General features: G+C 62.4%; 16 protein-coding genes. 7 read left to right on the top strand and 9 right to left on the bottom strand.

Annotation, left to right across the window (positions count from 1 at the left end; translation table 11 throughout):
- Positions 1-2 precede the first annotated feature (2 nt).
- Positions 3-893, bottom strand: coding sequence for a metal ABC transporter permease (locus tag GEI7407_RS02990; RefSeq protein ID WP_015170646.1), 891 nt, complete (start codon positions 891-893; stop codon positions 3-5).
- On the bottom strand, positions 893-1,660 hold the full coding sequence (locus tag GEI7407_RS02985; protein ID WP_015170645.1) for a metal ABC transporter ATP-binding protein: 768 nt from the start codon (positions 1,658-1,660) through the stop codon (positions 893-895). Before GEI7407_RS02985 ends, GEI7407_RS02990 begins: the two co-directional genes overlap by 1 nt.
- Before the next feature lie 212 nt (positions 1,661-1,872).
- Between GEI7407_RS02985 and GEI7407_RS02980 the strand changes: the two genes are divergently transcribed.
- The 5 genes from GEI7407_RS02980 (at position 1,873) to GEI7407_RS02960 (ending at position 7,642) form a co-directional block, all read left to right on the top strand.
- On the top strand, positions 1,873-2,850 hold the full coding sequence (locus tag GEI7407_RS02980; RefSeq protein WP_015170644.1) for a metal ABC transporter substrate-binding protein: 978 nt from the start codon (positions 1,873-1,875) through the stop codon (positions 2,848-2,850).
- A gap of 194 nt (positions 2,851-3,044) precedes the next feature.
- On the top strand, positions 3,045-3,737 hold the full coding sequence (gene deoC / locus GEI7407_RS02975) for a deoxyribose-phosphate aldolase (RefSeq protein WP_015170643.1): 693 nt from the start codon (positions 3,045-3,047) through the stop codon (positions 3,735-3,737).
- A 97-nt stretch (positions 3,738-3,834) separates the two neighbouring features.
- The gene (gene recO / locus GEI7407_RS02970) at positions 3,835-4,749 is read left to right on the top strand and encodes a DNA repair protein RecO (protein WP_015170642.1); all 915 of its coding nucleotides are present in this window, start codon (positions 3,835-3,837) and stop codon (positions 4,747-4,749) included.
- Positions 4,750-4,770: 21 nt separating this feature from the next.
- The gene (locus tag GEI7407_RS02965; RefSeq protein ID WP_015170641.1) at positions 4,771-6,429 is read left to right on the top strand and encodes an MFS transporter; all 1,659 of its coding nucleotides are present in this window, start codon (positions 4,771-4,773) and stop codon (positions 6,427-6,429) included.
- A gap of 40 nt (positions 6,430-6,469) precedes the next feature.
- A complete protein-coding gene (locus tag GEI7407_RS02960; protein WP_015170640.1) occupies positions 6,470-7,642 on the top strand; it encodes a glycosyltransferase family 4 protein in 1,173 nt (390 codons plus the stop codon).
- Here GEI7407_RS02960 and GEI7407_RS02955 read toward each other — a convergent pair.
- The 4 genes from GEI7407_RS02955 to GEI7407_RS02940 all read right to left on the bottom strand — a co-directional run bounded on the left by GEI7407_RS02955 (position 7,631) and on the right by GEI7407_RS02940 (position 12,339).
- On the bottom strand, positions 7,631-8,392 hold the full coding sequence (locus GEI7407_RS02955) for a peptidase (RefSeq protein ID WP_015170639.1): 762 nt from the start codon (positions 8,390-8,392) through the stop codon (positions 7,631-7,633). The two genes, GEI7407_RS02960 and GEI7407_RS02955, sit on opposite strands and share 12 nt — an antisense overlap.
- A 16-nt stretch (positions 8,393-8,408) precedes the next feature.
- On the bottom strand, positions 8,409-8,639 hold the full coding sequence (gene secG / locus GEI7407_RS02950; protein ID WP_015170638.1) for a preprotein translocase subunit SecG: 231 nt from the start codon (positions 8,637-8,639) through the stop codon (positions 8,409-8,411).
- A gap of 47 nt (positions 8,640-8,686) precedes the next feature.
- On the bottom strand, positions 8,687-10,285 hold the full coding sequence (gpmI, locus tag GEI7407_RS02945) for a 2,3-bisphosphoglycerate-independent phosphoglycerate mutase (RefSeq protein ID WP_015170637.1): 1,599 nt from the start codon (positions 10,283-10,285) through the stop codon (positions 8,687-8,689).
- 335 nt (positions 10,286-10,620) lie between these two features.
- On the bottom strand, positions 10,621-12,339 hold the full coding sequence (locus GEI7407_RS02940; RefSeq protein ID WP_015170636.1) for an ABC-F family ATP-binding cassette domain-containing protein: 1,719 nt from the start codon (positions 12,337-12,339) through the stop codon (positions 10,621-10,623).
- A gap of 143 nt (positions 12,340-12,482) precedes the next feature.
- On the opposite strand from GEI7407_RS02940, the gene mutL reads away from it, so the two are divergent.
- Positions 12,483-14,156, top strand: a complete 1,674-nt coding sequence (mutL, locus tag GEI7407_RS02935) for a DNA mismatch repair endonuclease MutL (RefSeq protein WP_015170635.1) — start codon at positions 12,483-12,485, stop codon at positions 14,154-14,156.
- Here mutL and GEI7407_RS02930 read toward each other — a convergent pair.
- Both GEI7407_RS02930 and GEI7407_RS02925 read right to left on the bottom strand, forming a co-directional pair.
- Positions 14,153-14,515: a DUF4864 domain-containing protein gene (locus GEI7407_RS02930; protein WP_015170634.1), complete on the bottom strand. Its 363-nt coding sequence runs from the start codon at positions 14,513-14,515 to the stop codon at positions 14,153-14,155. The two genes, mutL and GEI7407_RS02930, sit on opposite strands and share 4 nt — an antisense overlap.
- 178 nt (positions 14,516-14,693) lie before the next feature.
- Positions 14,694-15,572, bottom strand: a complete 879-nt coding sequence (locus GEI7407_RS02925) for an MBL fold metallo-hydrolase (RefSeq protein ID WP_015170633.1) — start codon at positions 15,570-15,572, stop codon at positions 14,694-14,696.
- On the opposite strand from GEI7407_RS02925, the gene GEI7407_RS02920 reads away from it, so the two are divergent.
- Positions 15,558-16,289: a tetratricopeptide repeat protein gene (locus GEI7407_RS02920; RefSeq protein WP_015170632.1), complete on the top strand. Its 732-nt coding sequence runs from the start codon at positions 15,558-15,560 to the stop codon at positions 16,287-16,289. The two genes, GEI7407_RS02925 and GEI7407_RS02920, sit on opposite strands and share 15 nt — an antisense overlap.
- Here GEI7407_RS02920 and GEI7407_RS02915 read toward each other — a convergent pair.
- Positions 16,286-18,619 (bottom strand): glycoside hydrolase family 31 protein, encoded by a 2,334-nt coding sequence (locus GEI7407_RS02915; RefSeq protein WP_015170631.1) that lies wholly within the window; start codon positions 18,617-18,619, stop codon positions 16,286-16,288. The genes GEI7407_RS02920 and GEI7407_RS02915 overlap by 4 nt on opposite strands.
- Positions 18,620-18,621: the final 2 nt, after the last annotated feature.

Raw genomic sequence — 18,621 nt, 5'->3', positions numbered from 1 at the left:
TGCTAGCGCGATCGCCACAGAGTCCGGATCTCTCGCCACAGCGGAATCTCCAGGCTGCCCCGCCCCGGCTGGGTCAGCACCCCATAGAGCGGGCTAAACAGCAGCGCCAGCACAAAAAAACCCGACACCACCAGCACGATGGCCGGCCCCGACGGGAGGTTGTACCAGTAGCTCAGGTACATGCCGCTGATGCTGGAAATCACGCCAATCACGGCTCCCAGCAGCATCACCTGATGCAGGCGCGGCACCAGCAGGTAGGCCGTTGCGCCCGGCGTGATCAGCAGAGACAGCACCAGGACGACGCCAACGGCTTTGAGGCTAGCGACGACGGTGAGGGCGATTAGGGCCATCAGGCCGAAGTTCAGCAGGTTGACCGGCAGGCCCACGGCCTGGGCACCCAGGGGGTCAAAGGTATAAAACAGCAGCTCTTTGTACAGCAGGCCGACGGTGATCACGACGATGGCGGCAATAATGGCGGTGTCGCGCACGTCGCCCCCGGTCACGCCGAGGATGTTGCCGAACAAGAAGTGGTTGAGGTCGATTTTGTTGTCTTTTTGCACCACGGTGATCAGCGTGATGCCCAGGGCAAAGAAGGCCGAAAAAACAATGCCCATGGCGGCGTCTTCTTTGATGGGCGATCGCGTGCGAATCCAGGCGATCGCCACCGTGCTGAGCATCCCAGCAATAAAGGCGCCAATAAATAAATTGAGATCCAGCAAAAAGGCGATCGCCAGCCCCGGCAAGACAGAGTGGCTAATCGCGTCCCCCAGCAAAGCGAGGCGCTGCACCATCAGATAGCTGCCCACCAAGGCGCACACGATGCCCACCAGCACGGCAATAATCAGCGATCGCTGCATGAAGCCGTACTGCAAAGGCTCCAAGAGCGCCTCCATCAAGCCGCCCCCGCCGCAAAGAACTGGACCCGCCCGCCATAGGCCCGGTCCAGATTGTCGCGGTTGAGCACCTCCTGGCGCCGTCCGTGGGCCAGCAACGTGCGATTGAGCAGCACCAGATCGTCAAAATGGGTGATCGACTCTCCGAGGTCGTGGTTGACCACCAGCACGATCTTGGCCTCGGCGGCGAGCTCCTGAAAAATCCCAAACAGGATCGCCTCGGTTTTTTGGTCCACGCCCACAAAGGGCTCGTCAAAGCAGAAAATGTCGGCTTCCTGGGCCAGGGACCGAGCCAAAAAGACGCGCTGCTGCTGGCCGCCCGACAGCTGACCAATCGGGCGATCGCGAAGCTCGGCCATGCCCACGCGCTCTAGGGCCGCCAGGGCCGCCTGCCGACTCACCGCCGAGAACCGCCGAAACCAGCCCGACTGCCGCACTCGGCCCATCATCACCACATCCCAGACCGTCGCGGGGTATTGCCAGTCGATCTGGGTGCGCTGGGGCACGTAGGCCACGCGCTGCCGCTGCTCGACCAGGGGGCGATCGCCGTAGATCACCTCGCCCGCCGTCATGGGAACCAGTCCCAGCAAGCTTTTCATCAGCGTGCTCTTGCCGGCCCCGTTGGGGCCGATGATGCCCGTCAGGCGACCGGGCGCAATCCGAAGGCTGACGTCACTGAGGGCGTGAACGTCCCGATAGCGCACATCCAGGTGCTCCACCGTCAGCATCGGCATCGAGCGCAGGTTTGGAAAGGCGAGGGTTCCCATGCAAGCAGTCTCCGGGATAGGCCAAGGCGTCGAGGTAACTCGACAATAAATGAAAGAATTATGAAAAATTCTAGCGAACCTGGCCTGAGAAAGTGAAAGAATTATGAAAACAAATGTGAAGCGGCGATCGCAGTCCCGACTCACAGGCGCGCAATATCGCGACCAAAAACACGCCAAAAACAAGTCAACTTGAGAAATTGGGAGCCCTGCCCATGCCATCAACCCTGCAATCAACCTTCTCTAGCGGCCAGCGGTGGGCCAAGGTGTGGCCCTGGGTGCTGGGCCTCTGCCTGACTGGCTGCGCCACGCCCCAGGGGAGTGACCCCGCCCCTGCCGAGCCCAATGTGGTAGCCACCAGCACGATCATTGCCAGTCTGACCGCCGAAGTCGGCGGCGACGACATCCAGCTCACCAGCCTCCTGCGGCCCGGAGCCGATCCCCACGTCTACGAGCCCGTCCCCCAGGACAGCCGCGCCCTCGAACAAGCTGATCTCATCCTCTACAACGGCTACAACCTAGAGCCTGGCCTGATCAAGCTCATGAAAGCGTCCGGTACCCAGGCCCGCCAGCTGGCCGTCGGTGAAGTGGTCACCCCCCTGGACCTCGAAAAAGAAGGCCAGAAAGTCCCCGACCCCCACGTTTGGGGCGATGTCAGCAATGCGATCGCCATGACCGAGGCGATCCGCGACGCCCTGATCGAGATCTCGCCCGAGGACGGCGATCGCTTTCGCCAAAACGCCGATCGCCTGATTCAGGAGCTGCGCCAGCTCGACGCTTGGGTGGGCGATCGCATCGCCACCATCCCGCCCCAAAATCGCCAGCTCATCACCACCCACGACGCCTTCCAGTACTACGCCAACGCCTACGGCCTGACCATCGCTGGCACCCTGATCGGCATCAGCACCGAGGAGCAGCCCAGCGCCCAGACCGTACAGCGCCTCGTCCAGGCCATTCAGCAAACCGGCGTACCCGCGATTTTTGCCGAAACCACCATCAATCCCCAGCTCATCACCACCGTCGCCGAAGAAGCCAAGGTCCAGCTCGCTGATCCGCCTCTCTACTCCGACTCCGTCGGAGCGCCAGGGACCCCAGGCGACTCTTACCTGAAGATGATCGTCTCTAACACCCGCAGCATCGTGAAGGCTCTGGGCGGCCAGGACGCTCCTTTTCCGGCCAGCCCCACCAACTGAAACCCTGGCCGGCGCTTCTGGGCAGGGGCCGCTAGGTCTGCGCGTGCCATAGGACTGTAGGGGTGAGGTTAGCCAGCAGGAATGGCAAAATGATCGAGGCGGCTGCTTTTGCATCGGGAAACTCGCGTTGTGCCGAGAGCGGTGGGCCGCCGTCCCCGCAGCGCACCCCACACCCTAGGAATCGGTTGGTACCCATGAGCCTCGTTTCAGACCATCAAGACATCGACCTAGCGCCGCTAATCGACCATGCGGTCCTGCATCCAGCGGCCACGCCCCGCGATATTCAGCAGGCCTGCGACATTGCCCAGCAGTTCAAGTTTGCGTCGGTGTGCCTGGCGCCGGTCCACGTCAAGCAAGCGGTGGATCTTCTCCACGGCAAGTCGACGCAGATCTGCGCTGTGATTGGGTTTCCGATGGGGGCGACCACCAGCGCCGTCAAGCTCTACGAAGCCCAAGAGGCGGCGGAGTACGGCGCGACAGAGCTGGATGTGGTGATCAATTTGGGATTTCTCAAGAGTGGCCAGACGGATGCGCTGCACCACGACATTGCCCAGATCTGTGACGCAACGGGTCGGCCGGTCAAGGCCATTTTGGAGATGGCGCTGCTGACCCCCGACGAAAAGCGCCTGGCTGCCGAGGTGTGCATGGATGCGGGGGTGGCGTTTCTGAAAACGAGTACGGGCTGGCAGGGCGGCGCGACGGTGGAAGACGTAAAATTCTTAAGAAATATTACGAAAGATCGGGTGGGGATTAAGGCTTCTGGGGGAATCAGGACCTTCGAACAAGTTCTAGAATTAGTGTTGGCTGGAGCCACTCGCATCGGGACTTCGCGGGGCGTCGAAATCCTGCGCCAGCGCGATAGGCTAGGAGAAGAGACCGCAACGTAACTTAAGAAAATCGTCCACTTCAGGTTAATCTTTGTGGAGCGCTCCTCAAGCGGCCCATGTCTCTAGATTGTTGTGCAGATGAGACGCAATTCCCTCTATGAGTCGGACCTATAAAGTCACTGGGATCAATCTCAAGGGAATGCCGCTGGGGGAATCGGATCGGCTGTTGACGATTTTGACGCAGGAGCAAGGACTGATCCGGGTGGCGGCGCCGGGAGCGCGCAAACATCAGTCGCGGCTGGGAGGCCGCAGCGGCCTGTTTGTAGTCAATGAGCTGCTGATTTCTAAGGGGCGATCGCTCGATCGGATTACCCAGGCTGAAACACTCGCTTCTTATCCTGGGCTGAGTCTGGATCTGGGCAAGCTGACGGCCAGCCAGTATTTGGCAGAGCTGGCGCTGTGTCAGGCCCTTGACGATCATCCGCAGCCGGAGCTGTTTAGCCTGTTAACCGAGCATTTGGGACGTCTGGAGCGATCGCCTGCAACAGAGGTGCTGCCCCGGCTCACCCATGGCCTGTATCACCTCATGGCCTTGGCGGGGGTGGCTCCCAATGTTCAGGTGTGCTGCCTGTCCCAGCAGCCGGTGCTGCCGGATCTCAGCGGTGCCGATTGGCAGGCGGGTTTTAGTATTCAGGCGGGGGGAGTGGTGCACCCCGAGGCCCTCGACCAGCTTCTCCAAGAAGGCGGGGTGGTGCGGCGATCGCCCGCGATTTCTCGCGCTGCTGCTCCCCAGTCAGCCCCAGCCAAGCCCCGCCCCAAGCTAGCCCCCCGGGCGATCGCCGCAGTGTCTACCCTCAGCGCCGCTGAGCTGTCGCTGCTGCAGCAGCTGCCCCAGCCCTATTTGTTCCCGACGGATGCTCCAGCGGCCCAGAGGATGGAAGAATTGCCAGAGGGGGTGACGTTTCTCGCTCCAGAGACGTGGCGCACCCTAGAGCAGCTGCTGCGCCAGTATGCTCAGTACCATTTCGATCGCACCATTCGTTCTGCCAGCCTGATTGATGCCTGTCTTTGATAGTTGTCCCTAGCCAAGATCATGAAGCACTTGCCTAACCCCGACCCGGACGTTCTCAGCCTTTCCCAGTCCCACCGATGGCATCACTTGCGTGACGAAGGAAACTATGAAAGGCCTCAAACGACTGGTCGGGTGATGGAAACCATGGCGGCGGACCCGTTTCAGAAAGAGTGTCAGGCGGAGCAAGAGACTACGGAAATCAAGGCGGCGCCTGCGGAGGCAGAGCCTGCCTGGCCCAGCTGGGCACCGCCCGCAGAGGAGCCTGCGGAGCCTGTAGGGCCATCACCGACTCAGGAATCGGGTGAGGGACCGGCGGATGGAGACCCGCCCGAGGCGATCGCCGATGACCCCGAGCCAGAGAGCGGCATCCTGGCGGTGCTCAAAAACCGTCAGTTCCTGGTGCTCTGGAGCGGTCAAGTTTTTTCTCAGCTCGCGGACAAGGTGTATCTCGTGCTGATGATCGCCCTGATCGCCAGCCGATTTCAGGTGGAGGGGCAGCCGATCAGCGGCTGGGTCTCCTCGATCATGATTGCCTTTACGGTGCCAGCGGTGCTTTTCGGCTCGGTGGCCGGGGTCTATGTCGATCGCTGGTCCAAAAAAACGGTGCTGGCGGCTACTAACCTGCTGCGGGCGGGGCTGGTGCTGATTTTGCCGATCTTGCTGTGGCTGTCCCAGGGCCACACGGGACTGGCCGGGATGCCCTTGGGCTTTTGCTTCTTGCTGGGCGTGACCTTTTTGGTCTCGACGCTGACGCAGTTTTTCGCGCCCGCGGAGCAGTCGGCGATTCCGCTGATTGTGGAGCGGCGGCACCTGCTGTCGGCCAACTCGCTCTACACCACCACGATGATGGTGGCGATGATTATTGGCTTTGCGGTGGGAGAGCCGGTGCTGGCGATCGCCGATTCTCTGCTGGCGAGCTTGGGTAGCGCCGACCTGGGCAAAGAGCTACTCGTCGGGGGCAGCTATGCGATCGCCGGGGGCCTCTTGCTGCTGCTCCAGAGCCGCGAGCAGCGTCCCGCCTCAGCCCAAGAGCCGCCCCACGTCTGGGCCGATATTCAAGATGGATTGCGCTACTTGGGCAAACAGCATCAGGTGCGCAGCGCTTTGTTACAGCTGGTGATTTTGTTCTCGATTTTTGCGGCCCTAGCGGTGCTAGCGGTGCGCCTAGCCGAGATTATTCCTGATCTAAAGGCGCCCCAGTTTGGGGTGCTGCTAGCGGCTGGCGGCCTGGGAATGGCCGTGGGTGCAGGGCTAATTGGGCAGTTTGGCCAGCGCTTTTCGCGATCGCAGCTAAACCTGTTCGGCTCGGTGGGCATGACCCTGTCCCTGACGGCCCTGTCCCTGTTTACCCATCAGCTGTGGCCAACCTTGGGGGCGATCGCCGGTCTTGGCACCTTTGCCGCCGTCGTTGCCATCCCCATGCAGACCACCATCCAGGAAGAGACCCCCGAAGAGATGCGGGGTAAAGTTTTTGGCCTCCAGAACAACGCCATCAACATCGCCCTGAGCTTGCCTCTGGCTCTCGCTGGCGTGGCAGAATCGTGGCTGGGCCTCAAGACCGTTTTCTTGATTCTGGCTGCCATTACCCTCGCCGCTGGTCTGTTGACCTGGTATATTTCCGGTACAGGATCAACGGCCTCCGACGCAGAACTCACGCCTCTCGACCAACCGCCGTTTTGAAAATCCCCTCTTTCTCTCTTCCTTTCAAATTACCTCTTTAATGCATATCGCCTGGCTGGGAAAAAAATCGCCTTTTTGTGGCAACGTCACCTATGGTCGCGAAGTTACCAACGCTCTTCTAGACCGGGGACACCAGGTTAGCTTTTTGCACTTCACCCAAGACGAAAAGTTCGTTCCCAACTCCCCCGACTTCCAGGAAGTTTCCCTGCCCTTCCTGTTCAAATCGCAAATCTATACCATTCCAGCACCCCGCTCCAAAGAAGTGCTCTCCCAGGCCCTCGAAGCGCTGCGGCCAGACATCGTCCACGCCTCCTTGACCCTGTCGCCCCTGGACTTTTTGCTGCCGGAGATCTGCGAAGAGCTGGACTTGCCCCTGGTGGCGACTTTTCACCCAGCCTTTAACCGCAAACTCCACAACATCACCTCCGGCACCCAACACCTGACCTACCGGCTCTACGCGCCCTTCTTGGCCAACTATGACCGCGTGATTGTCTTTTCGCGGATTCAGCAAGATTTGCTGGTACGGCTGGGCGTGCCCCTGTCGCGGGTGGTGGTGATTCCCAACGGCGTGGACTCCCAGAAGTATGCTCCCGGCCCCTCAAAGCTGCGCGACAGCCTCAACGTGGACTGCGTCTTCGTCTATCAGGGACGCATCGCCCCAGAGAAAAATGTCGAGTCGCTGCTACGGGCCTGGCGTCAGGCGGGCATGGGCAAAAACAGTCGCCTGGTGATTGTGGGCAATGGTCCGCTGAAGTCTTCCCTAGAGGCGTTCTATGGGGAAGAGCTGGGGATTATTTGGAAAGGATTTGTGGCCAGCGAGGACGAGCGCATTGATATTTTGCGGGGGTCCGATGTGTTTGTGCTGCCGTCGCTAGTCGAGGGCCTGTCGCTGTCGCTCCTGGAGGCAATGGCCTGCGGCGTGACTTGCCTGGCGACTGACGCGGGGGCCGACGGCGAGGTCCTGGAGCAAGAGGCGGGGGTGGTGATCAGCACGCAGCGAGTGGCGTCGGAGCTGAAGACCCTGCTGCCTCAGCTGCAAAATCACCCCCACTGGCGCAAGATGCTGGCCGATAATGCGCGCCAGCGTGTGCTCGATCGCTACACCCTCGACAGCAACATCACGCAGCTCGAAGCGCTCTATGACCAGACGCTGCGGGAGCCGCGCCACCGGGGAGTGCTGCCGACGGGAACGCCGTCACCCCTATTGCCCTAGGGGCCAGCCCAGACGAGTGGGCTGCTCGTAGACGCGGCGCAGCGTATTGAGGTCTCGCTCGGAGATGGCGGCGGGTTCGCGGACCTGAGCAAAATACAGGGCATCGGTGGCGACGGGGCTGTGACCCCAGATCCCGAGGGCGTGGCCCAGCTCGTGGCGGGCGGCGGCCTGGAGATAGGCCGGCGTTTGGTGGGGATTGAATCGGAGGGTGCAGCGAGGTAGCAGCGCCAAAACCCCCTGGCGATCGCGCTTTTTGACCAGTTCGTAGCGGGTTTCGGCGGAGCGAATCCGGTCGAGGGTGCCGTCGGGGCGTCGCCGCAGGGGCGGGGGCGATCGCAAGATTTCGATATCGGCGATCGCGCGATCGTCGACGCGCTCCATCGGCAAAAAGGGCTGCCACTCTGCGATCGCGGCTAGGACTGCTGTCTCCCACTGGCGGGCCTTCTGGAGCGCAAACGCATTGCCCTCAGCGGGCGGCGGCTCGACGTACACCCAGATCGGAAACTGCGACCACTGCAAATAGCCAGCGTCCGTCGGCTCGATCGCCTCGAAGTAGTCCCCCGCTGGCGTGGGCTGCCACTGCACCAGCCCCGGCGGCAGCGGATGGAGCGCAGCGGGGCTCTGGGACCAGGCGCGATCGCCTCCGCCCCCCACCAAGCTGAGCACCAAAACCACAAAGCCCAGCAGGGCCGCCCCTCGGGGCCGCCACTGCCGGGCTCGCGCAATTTTGGGCCAGACAAACGCTGCCACAGCGATCCCAGATCCCCTAGCCAGGAATCCAGCCAGCGCCGAGGACCACGGTCAGGCCAAGAAAAATCACCGTCAGCGCCCAGGTCAAACGGTTGAGCGTGGTTTCAGCGCTCTTGGTGCTGGTAAACAGCTGCGCCTGACCGCCCAGGCCGCCCAGGCCGTCGCCCTTGGGGCTATGGAGCAAAACCAGCACCGTCAAACCCAGCGCCGAAAAGGCCCAAATCGCTTCCACAATGTTGCTAATCATCGTCGTCCATTCATTCCAAAACGGTTTAACAAGGGAGCCACTACGCTCTAGCCAGAGATCTGCACAGGGGTCCGGCTCGCGCGAAATTCAACTTGGACCGGCTTCAGCATCGATCGTCCGGTCATCTCAGCGGGCTGCGGCAGCTGAAGGATCTCCAAAATCGTGGGGGCAATGTCGGCAAGGCAGCCATCGGATCGCAGCTGGACCTCAGCGCCGTGGCCCGGGATCTTGATTTTTTCGCCTTCTACGAGGATAAACGGCACCAGATTGGTGGTGTGGGCCGTCCAGGGATTCCCCTGCTCGTCCTCCATGGTTTCAGCGTTGCCGTGGTCCGCTGTGATCAGCACGGTGCCTCCGGCGCGGTTGACGCTGCTGATCAGCTCGCCCAGGCACTGGTCAACCGTTTGAATGGCTTCGACGGTGGCCTCCATGTTGCCAGTGTGGCCCACCATGTCGGGGTTGGCGTAGTTGATGACGATCAGCGAGTAAATGCGTTGCTCAACGGCGGCGATCGCCCCTCGCGTCACCTCTTGGGCTGACATCGCTGGCGCGCGATCGTAGGTCGCCACCATCGGGCTCGACACGAGCGCCCGGTCTTCGCCCTCAAAGGGCTCCTCGATCCCGCCATTAAAAAAGTACGTGACGTGGGCGTATTTCTCGGTCTCGGCGGTGCGAAACTGCTTGAGGCCGTGGCGAGCGACCACCTCACCCAAGATATTGCTCAGGTTCTGGGGCTCAAAGGCGACCGTGACCTGTAGCTCCGGATCGTACTGGGTGAAGGTCACCAGGGTTAGGGGCGTAACGAACTTGCGCTCGAAGCCCGCAAACCCCTCGCTCGCCAGGGCGTGGGTCAGCTGGCGGGCGCGATCGGGTCGGAAATTGAAGAAAATCAGGCCGTCTTCGGGCTCCACCGCTCCCGGCGCCAAGCGCGTGGGATCAACAAACTCGTCGGTTTTGCCAGCCTCGTAGGAAGCCTTGAGGGCTTCGAGGGCCGAGAGTCCCGTGCCCGGACCGTCCTCGGTCATGACGCGATAGGCGCGCTCGGTCCGGTCCCAGCGATGGTCGCGGTCCATGCTGTAGTAGCGGCCTGAGAGGGTAACAATCTGGCCGACGCCAGCCTGGGCGATGTAGCTCTCTAGCTTGGCGATCGCCTCCACTCCCTCGGTGGGATTGGTGTCGCGGCCGTCGGTAATGGCGTGGATGCAGACCTGCGTAATGCCCTGGGCTTTGGCCAGATCCAGCAGGCCCATCAAATGATTGAGGTGGGAGTGGACGCCGCCCTCGGAGCACAGCCCCACCAGGTGCAGCTTGGAGTTGCGATCGCGCACGTCGTGACACACCTTCAGCAGCGCTGGGTTTTGCAGCAGCGTGCCGTCTTCCACAGCGTCCGAAATGCGCACCAATTCTTGGGGGACGATGCGACCTGCCCCAATGTTGAGGTGTCCGACCTCGGAGTTGCCCATTTGTCCCTCCGGCAGGCCCACGTCTTTGCCGGAGGTACGGATCAAGGTGTGAGGGTATACCTCCCAGAGGCTATCCATCACCGGCGTCTTGGCAGCAGCAATGGCATTAGCTCTGGCATCTTCTCGATGACCCCAACCATCTAGGATGACGAGCACCACCGGTGAAACAGGTGCTTCAGCCATATTCAGTCGCCCTTCCGTTCTTGAATTCCTCAGCAATGATACCATTCGCGTTTACATCCTTAAAAATGCGACAATACGGGACTTTCAGCGATTCTTGAGCTTGACAATCCATGCCAAAAGACGCTCACAAAGCGAAGTGGTAATGATTCCAGCTATGACAGAACCTGCATGGAAACGGATTCTGAGTCCGGCAAATTTCACGCTGATGCTCGATCCCGATCGGGAACGCTCAAAAATCTCAAAATGGCGGCTGGTAGTTTGCGAAGGGGGCGATCGCGCTGCGTTTTGGCTCTGGGGGGCACCTGAGCCCTAGATCTGGCCTGTGGGCGATCGCGCTAGTTGGCGCTGCGCGTCTTGCGCTCCCGTTCCTTGGCCTTTTGCTTGTCGCGCTTGGCGGCGGCTTTAGCGGCCTTGGCAGCTTCGACAGCTTCTAGATGCGCCCGCTCCCGCTCTTCCACCAGCTTCGCTTGGTAGTAGTGATAATCCCCGAGATACACGCGGAATTCGCCATCGCGGATCTCAACAATCTTGTTAGCAACCTGAGAGATAAAGTACCGGTCGTGGGAGACCAAAATCACCGTGCCGTCGTACTCTCGCAGCGCACCCTCCAGCATCTCTTTGGCTGGGATGTCGAGGTGGTTGGTCGGCTCATCCAAAATTAGCAAGTTGGCCGGCTGTAGCAACATCTTGGCCAGAGCAAGGCGGGCTTTCTCGCCCCCGCTCAGGGCTTCGACCTGTTTGAAAACAGTCTCGCCGCTGAAGAGGAAACGGCCCAGCAAGGTCCGGACTTCCTCGTTTTTCCAGTCTGGCACCTCGTCATGAATCGTGTCCATGACAGTTTTGCTCAAGTCTAGCGCCTCGGCCTGATTTTGCTCGAAGTAGCCGGGGATGACGTTATGATCCCCTAACTTGACGACGCCGTCGGTGGGCTGCTCCATGCCCGTCATCAGGTGCAGCAGCGTGGACTTGCCAGCGCCGTTGGGGCCGAGGAAGGCCACGCGATCGCCCCGCTCGATCAGCAGGTCAGCGCCGAGGAACAGGATCTTGTCGCCGTAGGTGTGGGTCAGCTCCCGAATGATCACGACTTCCCGGCCGCTGCGCGGGGCCGGAGGAAATCGGAAGTGCAGACTGCGCACGTCGGCAACGGGAGCGTCGATGCGATCGATTTTGTCGAGCTGCTTCTCGCGGCTCTTGGCCTGGGTGCTGCGGGTGGCGCTGGCCCGGAAGCGATCGACAAAGGCTTGCTGCTTTTCGAGTTCCTTTTGCTGGCGCTCGAAGGCACTCATCTGGGCGTCGCGCAGCTCGGCTTTTTGCTGGAGATAGGCGGAGTAGTTGCCCAAATAAGTCGTGGAGACGCCGCGCTCGGTCTCGACGATCTGGGTGCAGAGGCGATCGAGAAATTCCCGGTCATGGGAGACGATCACCATGGGAGTGGTGAGGTTGCGCAGATAGTTTTCGAGCCACTCGATGGTCTCGAGGTCCAGGTGGTTGGTCGGCTCGTCCAGAAGCAGAAGATCGGGGGCTTGCAGCAGGATTTTGCCCAAGCTCATGCGCATCTGCCAGCCGCCGCTAAAGGCGCTCACTAGGCGATCGCCGTCTTCGGCCTCAAAGCCCATTTCTGGCAAGATTTTCTCGATGCGGGCTTCGAGGCCGTAGCCATCGAGGGCCTCAAACTGGCGCTGGGCGCGATCGAGTTTGCGGATCAGCTGATCGAGGGTGTCAGGATCGGCGTCTTCCATTTGCCGGGACACCAGATGGATTTGCCGCTGGGCTTCGTTGGCCTCCGTGAAGACGGTCCAAAACTCTTCCCGCACGGTCCGGGTGGGATCCACTTCGAATTCCTGCGTCAGGTAAGCGATGTGAAGGCTGTTGGGCCGAATGATTTCGCCGCTGGTCGGCTCCATTTCGCCAGCGATGATCTTGAGCTGGGTGGATTTGCCAGCGCCGTTGACGCCCACCAGACCAATGCGATCGCCCGGCTTGACCTCCCAGCTCACGTCTTTGAGGACTTCCCCAGTGGGATAGATCTTGCTGATGTGTTCGAGTCGCAGCATTGGGAAGTCTCCAGACGAGGGTCGGCAAAAGGGCGGGCAGAATTCATACGAATCGTAACAAAGTTAGGGGTCTGTCGTCGGCCCTCGGAAATTGCGGAGTTCTCACCCAACTGCCCTCTAAACGGCCCCCTAAACTGGAAAATATGGAGTCTTTGATTCAAACATTACCGGCGGAGGTGGTGCACCTGATCGCGGCGGGGGAAGTGATTGATTCCCTGGCGGCGGTGGTGCGGGAGCTGGCCGAAAATAGCCTGGACGCGGGGGCGACGCGGGTGGCCGTCTCGGTGTGGCCGGACCAGTGGCGCGTGCGGGTGGCGGATAACGGGGCCGGGATGGGGCTGGCGGATTTGCGCCGGGCGGCGACGCCCCACAGCACCAGCAAAATCCGCGATCGCGACGATCTATGGAAAATCAAAAGTCTTGGCTTTCGTGGGGAAGCCCTCCACAGCTTGGCTCAGCTGGCGTCTTTGGAAATTTGCAGTCGCCAAGCCAGCGACGGGGCGGGGTGGCGCGTGGCCTATGACGGGGACGGGACGGCCCAGACCCCGGAGGCGGTGGCCATGGCGCCGGGGACGATCGTGACGATCGCCCGACTGTTTGAAATCTGGCCAGCCCGTCGGGAAGGGCTGCCGCCGCTGGCCCAGCAGCTGCGGGCGATCCAGCGAGTGATTCAGCAAATGGCGCTGTGTCATCCGACGGTGACGTGGCAGGTGGAGCAGCGCGATCGCCCCTGGTTTAGTCTGTGGCCGGGAGAAACGGCTCAGGCCCTGATTCCGCAGATGCTGCGAGAGGTGCGCCCCGGCGATCTCCAGACGGTGACGCTGCCGGTCTTGCTCGAGGATGACCTGCCCGCAGGCCAGATCGAGGCGGTGGTGGGGCTGCCCGATCGCTGCCATCGTCGCCGCCCGGACTGGGTGTGCGTGGCGATGAATGGCCGCATGGTGCGATCGCCCGAGCTGGAACAGGCGGCTCTGGGGGCGTTTCGGCGCACCCTCCCGCGCGATCGCCATCCGGTGTGCTTTTTGCACCTCCAGGTGCCGCCGGAGGCGATCGACTGGAACCGCCACCCCGCCAAGGCCGAGATTTACCTCCACCAGGCGGAGCGCTGGCAAGACTGCGCCCGAGAGGCGATCGCCCAAGCCCTGCACCTCAGCGCGGCCCAGCTTCCGGCGGGCCACTACGCCGACCGGGTGGGCAGCGTCCTCAAGGCCGCCGAGGCGGGCGGGGCTTATCACGCCAGTCGCACGGTCCAGCCCGCCGACACTCCGCCCAGTCTCCGGGGCCTGCGGGCGATCGCCCAGGTCCACAATATGTATATTTTGGCGGAGCACCCCAGCGGGGTGTGGCTGGTGGAGCAGCACATCGCCCACGAGCGGGTGCTCTATGAGGAACTGCGCGATCGCTGGCAGACGGTGCCTTTGCCGACGCCCGTTGTGCTGAGCCACCTCAGCCCGGCCCAGCGCGAGCAGCTCCAGCGGCTCGGCCTAGACGTTGATCTGTTTGGGGAAGACCTCTGGGCGGTGCGCTCAGCCCCCGAGCCTTTGGCGGCGCGGCCAGACTGCGCCGATGCCTTGATCGAGCTGAGCCTGGGCGGGGATCTGGAGACGGCGCTGGTGGCGGTGGCCTGCCGCACAGCGATTCGCAACGGGACGCCCCTAAGCCTGCCGGAAATGCAGACCCTGCTCGATCGCTGGCAGCATACCCAAAATCCCCGCACCTGTCCCCACGGACGCCCCATCTATCTGTCCCTCGAAGAATCCTCCCTCGCTCGCTTTTTTCGCCGTCACTGGGTGATCGGCAAAAGTCACGGCATTTAGACGGTTTTTCCTTCGATGGGATTGAGGAAGCAGCCCTGAATGCGCCACGTGCCACTGGGCTGCTTTTCCATGGGGTAGTGGGCGCTGACGAGATGGCCGTTGGGGCTCAGCAAAAAGAGCTTTTGGGAGGGGGTGCCGTCGATGATAGCCACTTGCTCAAAGATCACGGCCCGGGGACGGTAGACGGCGCTGTAGGAAGATTTCACCATCGCGACAAACTTTTCGGGCGTGCTGAACTGGGCCTGAATACCGGGGCTCGCGAGGGCAAAGGCTCCGGCTGCATCATCGCGCTGAAAGGCTTCTAGCTGCTGCTCTACGATGAGTCGGATGTTTTGGCGATCGGTTTCGCTAAGGGTCATGGTTCTGCCTCTGGATTCACGGCAAGGGCACCGGCGATCGCCCTTTTGCTGAACGAGAGCACCCTAGCGCTGAGAGCCAGGGGCGATCGCAGATGCCTGAGTGACAGGAGAAGACGTTTGTGAGCACCCTAGCAGCCCCCCGAGGGGAAAATCTGTTTATCTGGCGACCGTTTGGGGGTTAGCTGGCCTGAGATCCCATCCAGGCGATGCAGGCTTCTAGGGAGCGGTGCATCGTCTCGCGATCGCCCTGGTGGCGGTGTCCATGGCCCGGCAAGACCCACTCAAAGGGATAGTCCAAGAGGCGACGCATGGAGTCGATCTGGACCGGCCAGGAGTACCAGCAGGCCTGCTTAAAGGCGTGGAGATGGCCCAGATCCGGGGACCAGGCCAAGTGGTCGCCGCTAAACAGAAACCGCTGGGCGTACCAGAGCACGGTGTGGCCGCGAGTGTGGCCAGGAACGGGAATGATCGTCAGATCGGGGGCCAGAGCGATCGGGTCTTGGCCCGTCAGGGGAATCTCCACTTGGCGGGTGGCCTCGGTCATGTCGTCTACGTGCAGTAGGCGATCGCACCCGAAATGCTCGTGAAACTTGGCGTGGTCGGCGACATCATCCCGGTGAGTCAGGTAGAGATAGCGCACGCCGCCGAGCTCCTCGAGGCGCTTCACCAGGGGCGGCGTGAACCGGGGAGAATCCACCATCACGTTGCCCTCGGGGCGCGTGATGAAGTAGCTAGCGGCTCCGAAGGACGAGCGGGCGTGGTAGCCGCAGTGGTAGACCGTGTCGGCGATCGCCAGCGGGAAACTGGCCTGGGCCGCCTGAATGTCGGTGGGTTTCTCGACGGTGCCAATGGAGCCGGTGGGGCAGGCCAGCAGCGCCTGGAGGGCGCGCTGACGCTCCGCTGGGGTGGTCGGTTGGTGATAGACTGCCGACTGATCTCCCGCCTGCCGAAAAACCTCCGGCGTCATCCAGCGACAGGTGTCGCAGTCGATGCAGGTGGTATCAACGTAGAAATCGCCCTTCACGTTTTCGAGACGCCGTTGATGAAGATGAGCCACGGCTTTTCCTCCTGCAAGCTTCTGTTTTCCAGTCTAGGCCGCAGCCTCCCCAGTCTGCTGGGAGCGGCTCTGGGTATGCTGGGCTCGGCGATCGCCTCCTCAGCGACGCCCTCCGCGAGCGAGTACCGCGCCCTGGGCCTCCAGTATCGCCAGCAGGGCCAGCTGCCAGAGGCGATCGCCGCCTTTGAGCAGGCGGTGGCTCTAGAGCCCGAGAACCTCGATGGGCGAGTGCTTTTGGGCTGGACCCAGCACCTAGCGGGCCAAGAGGTGGCTGCGGCCGAAACCCTGCGGGCGGCCTGGCTCCGTCAGCCGGGAGCCGTACCGGTGCTCAATGCCCTCGGGATCGTGTACCTGGTCCAGGGAGAGCTGCGATCGGCGGTGTGGACCCACACCTGGGCGGCCTGCCTGGCCCCGGACAACGAAATTGCCTGGTACAACTTGGCCCTGGCGTTTCATCGCGTCGGGACCCATGATTTGGCGATCGCGGCGGCGGAGCGGGCGGCGGCTCTGGAGCCCACCAACCCCCACCCCCGCTGGATTCAGGCGCTGGCCCTCTGGGATCGGGGCGATCGCCCTGCGGCCCAGGCCCTAATCCAAGAAACCCTGGACCTCGCCCCCCAGTTTGGCGATCGCGCCTTTTTGCAGGAGGATCTCCAGGCCGCCGCCTTCAGCCCTGAGCAAATCCAAGCCCTCGATCGCCTGATCTTGTCGCCCTAAAACACCAGCCGCTGGCCCTGACCGTCATCCACCAGTCGCTGCTCGCCCAGACCCACCACCTCCACGATCAGATCCCGCGTGGGGGGCTGCCAGGTGCCAGCGCGAGGCGCGATCTCGACCACCACGTCGCCCCGCGTCTGGGACACCCGGTAGGTCGTGGTGGCCCAGGGACTGTCGGGTCCCAGGCTGCGTCCGTCGTCTTCGTAGAGCTTCCAGGTACCGTGTCCCGGCCAGACCCGCAGCCGCAGCTCGTCTAGGGGCCGCTCCTCGGTGTGCTGCATCACTGGCCCCAAGGGAACCACGGCCCCAGCCCGCACGTACAGCGGCAAAACCTCTAGAGGCGCATCGGCCAGGAAGTAGCCCGGACCCACATAGCGCTGGCCGTTCCACCAGTTGTACCAAATCCCTTCCGGCAGATAGACCGTGCGGCACTCCACCCCGGCCCGGCACACCGGCGCCGCCATGATGGACGGCCCCAGCATGGCTTGGTCGTTGATGCTGTAGGTCTTGGGGTTGTTGGGGAAGTGGTAGAGCAGCGGCCGCAGGATCGGCGCGCCGGTAGTCGCCGCCTCCCAAAAGAGGGTGTACAGGTAGGGCATCAGGCGGTAGCGAAGCTCGATGTAGCGCCGACAGATTTCTTCGACGCGATCGCCGAAGCTCCAGGGCTCGTGGCGATGGGTGCCAATCATCGAGTGCCCCCGCATCAAGGGGTAGAGCATGCCCATCTGCATCCATCGCGCAAACAGCTCCGGGCTGGCATTCCCGGCGAAGCCGCCGATATCCGCCCCCACAAAGGGCACCCCCGACAGCCCCAGGTTCATCAGCATGGGCAGGGACAGCTCTAGGTATTCCCAGCGCGAGTGGTTGTCGCCGGTCCACACCGCCGACCAGCGCTGCACCCCGGCAAAGCCCGATCGCGTCAGCACAAAGGACCGCTCCTGGGGCCGCAGACGGGCCAAGCCCTCCGCCGAAGCCCGCGCCATCATCAGGCCATAGAGATTGTGGGTTTCGGCGTGGGTTCCCTGCTCCTCGGGCGGCCCCTGGGGGGCGTCCTCGGGGAACCAGACCTTCTGGCCCGGATCGCCAAAGGGGCGATCGTTCATGGCGGGCTCATTCATGTCATTCCAGACGCCCGCGACCCCGGCCTCGGTCAGGGCGCCCTGGAGCTGGCCCCACCACTGGCGCACCTCGGGCCGCAAAAAGTCCGGGAAAACGGCGCGATCGGGCCAGACATACCCGTGAAAGACCTTCCCTGCGCGATCGCGCACCAGATAGTCTCGCTCCAGCGCGTCATCGAGGGCTTGGTAGCTGGCCTCGGGGTCGTACTTGATGCCGGGATCGACGATGGTCACCACCCGAAACCCATGGTCCCGGAGGTCGTCCAAGAGCCGGGCTGGGTTAGCAAAGCGCTGCCTGTGCCAGGTAAAGACCCGAAACCCCTGCATGTAGTCAATGTCGAGGTGGATCACGTCGCAGGGAATCTGGCGCCGCCGAAATTCCTTGGCGAGCTGCTGCACTTCGGCATCGGAGCCGTAGCTCCAGCGCGACTGGTGATAGCCCAAGGCCCAGCGGGGCGGCAGCGGCATCCGGCCCGTCAGCTCGCTGTAGGTCTGGAGAATCTGTGCGGGCGTCGGCCCATAGATCACGTAGTAGTCCAGCTCCGGGCCCTGGGTTTCCATGGACCACTGCTGGATTTCGCTAGCTCCCAGGTCGAAGTGGCTGCGGTAGGTGGTGTTGAAAAAGAGGCCGTAGCCCAGGCCGGGCCGCAGGGACAGAAAGACGGGAATGGCCTGGTACATCTCGTCGCTGAGGACGGTGTAGTCCAGACTGTCAAAGGTCCAGTGGGTGCGGCGATCGCCCCGCTGATCGAGGTTGCTGCACCGCTCCCCCAGCCCGAAGAAGTGCTCCTCTGGGTGCAGGTGCTTCCAGGCGGCGATCGCCCCGGTCCGCCAGCCCATCCCAAAGTCGGTATCCTCCGCAAACGTCCGACCATCGCGATCGCAGAAACTGACGCGGCACGGCGTTTTTTCCACGCGCACCGATAGCTGATCGGTTTGCAGCTCTAGGGCGTCGCCCGGCTCCTTGAGGTGCCAGGGACAGGCGGACCACGCCTCGTCGGGTTGGGTCACGTCCCAGGATCGCCGCGGCCTCAGAGGCTCTTCGGGGCTCAGGCGGACGTGCACAAGGTTCGGGGCCAAAATCTGGATGCTGAGGAGGGCAGAGTCACATTGCAGCAAGACCCCTTGGGGGAGGGATTCTACGGCTGTAACGGCACCCAGCATCGTCCACGGCTGCTCCAGACGGGGCAGCTGTCCAAAAAACTCAGGCATGT

It is taken from the genome of Geitlerinema sp. PCC 7407 (assembly GCF_000317045.1).
In the GTDB taxonomy this organism is placed as follows: Bacteria; Cyanobacteriota; Cyanobacteriia; order PCC-7407; family PCC-7407; genus PCC-7407.
This window is presented reverse-complemented; position numbering and strand designations above follow the sequence as displayed.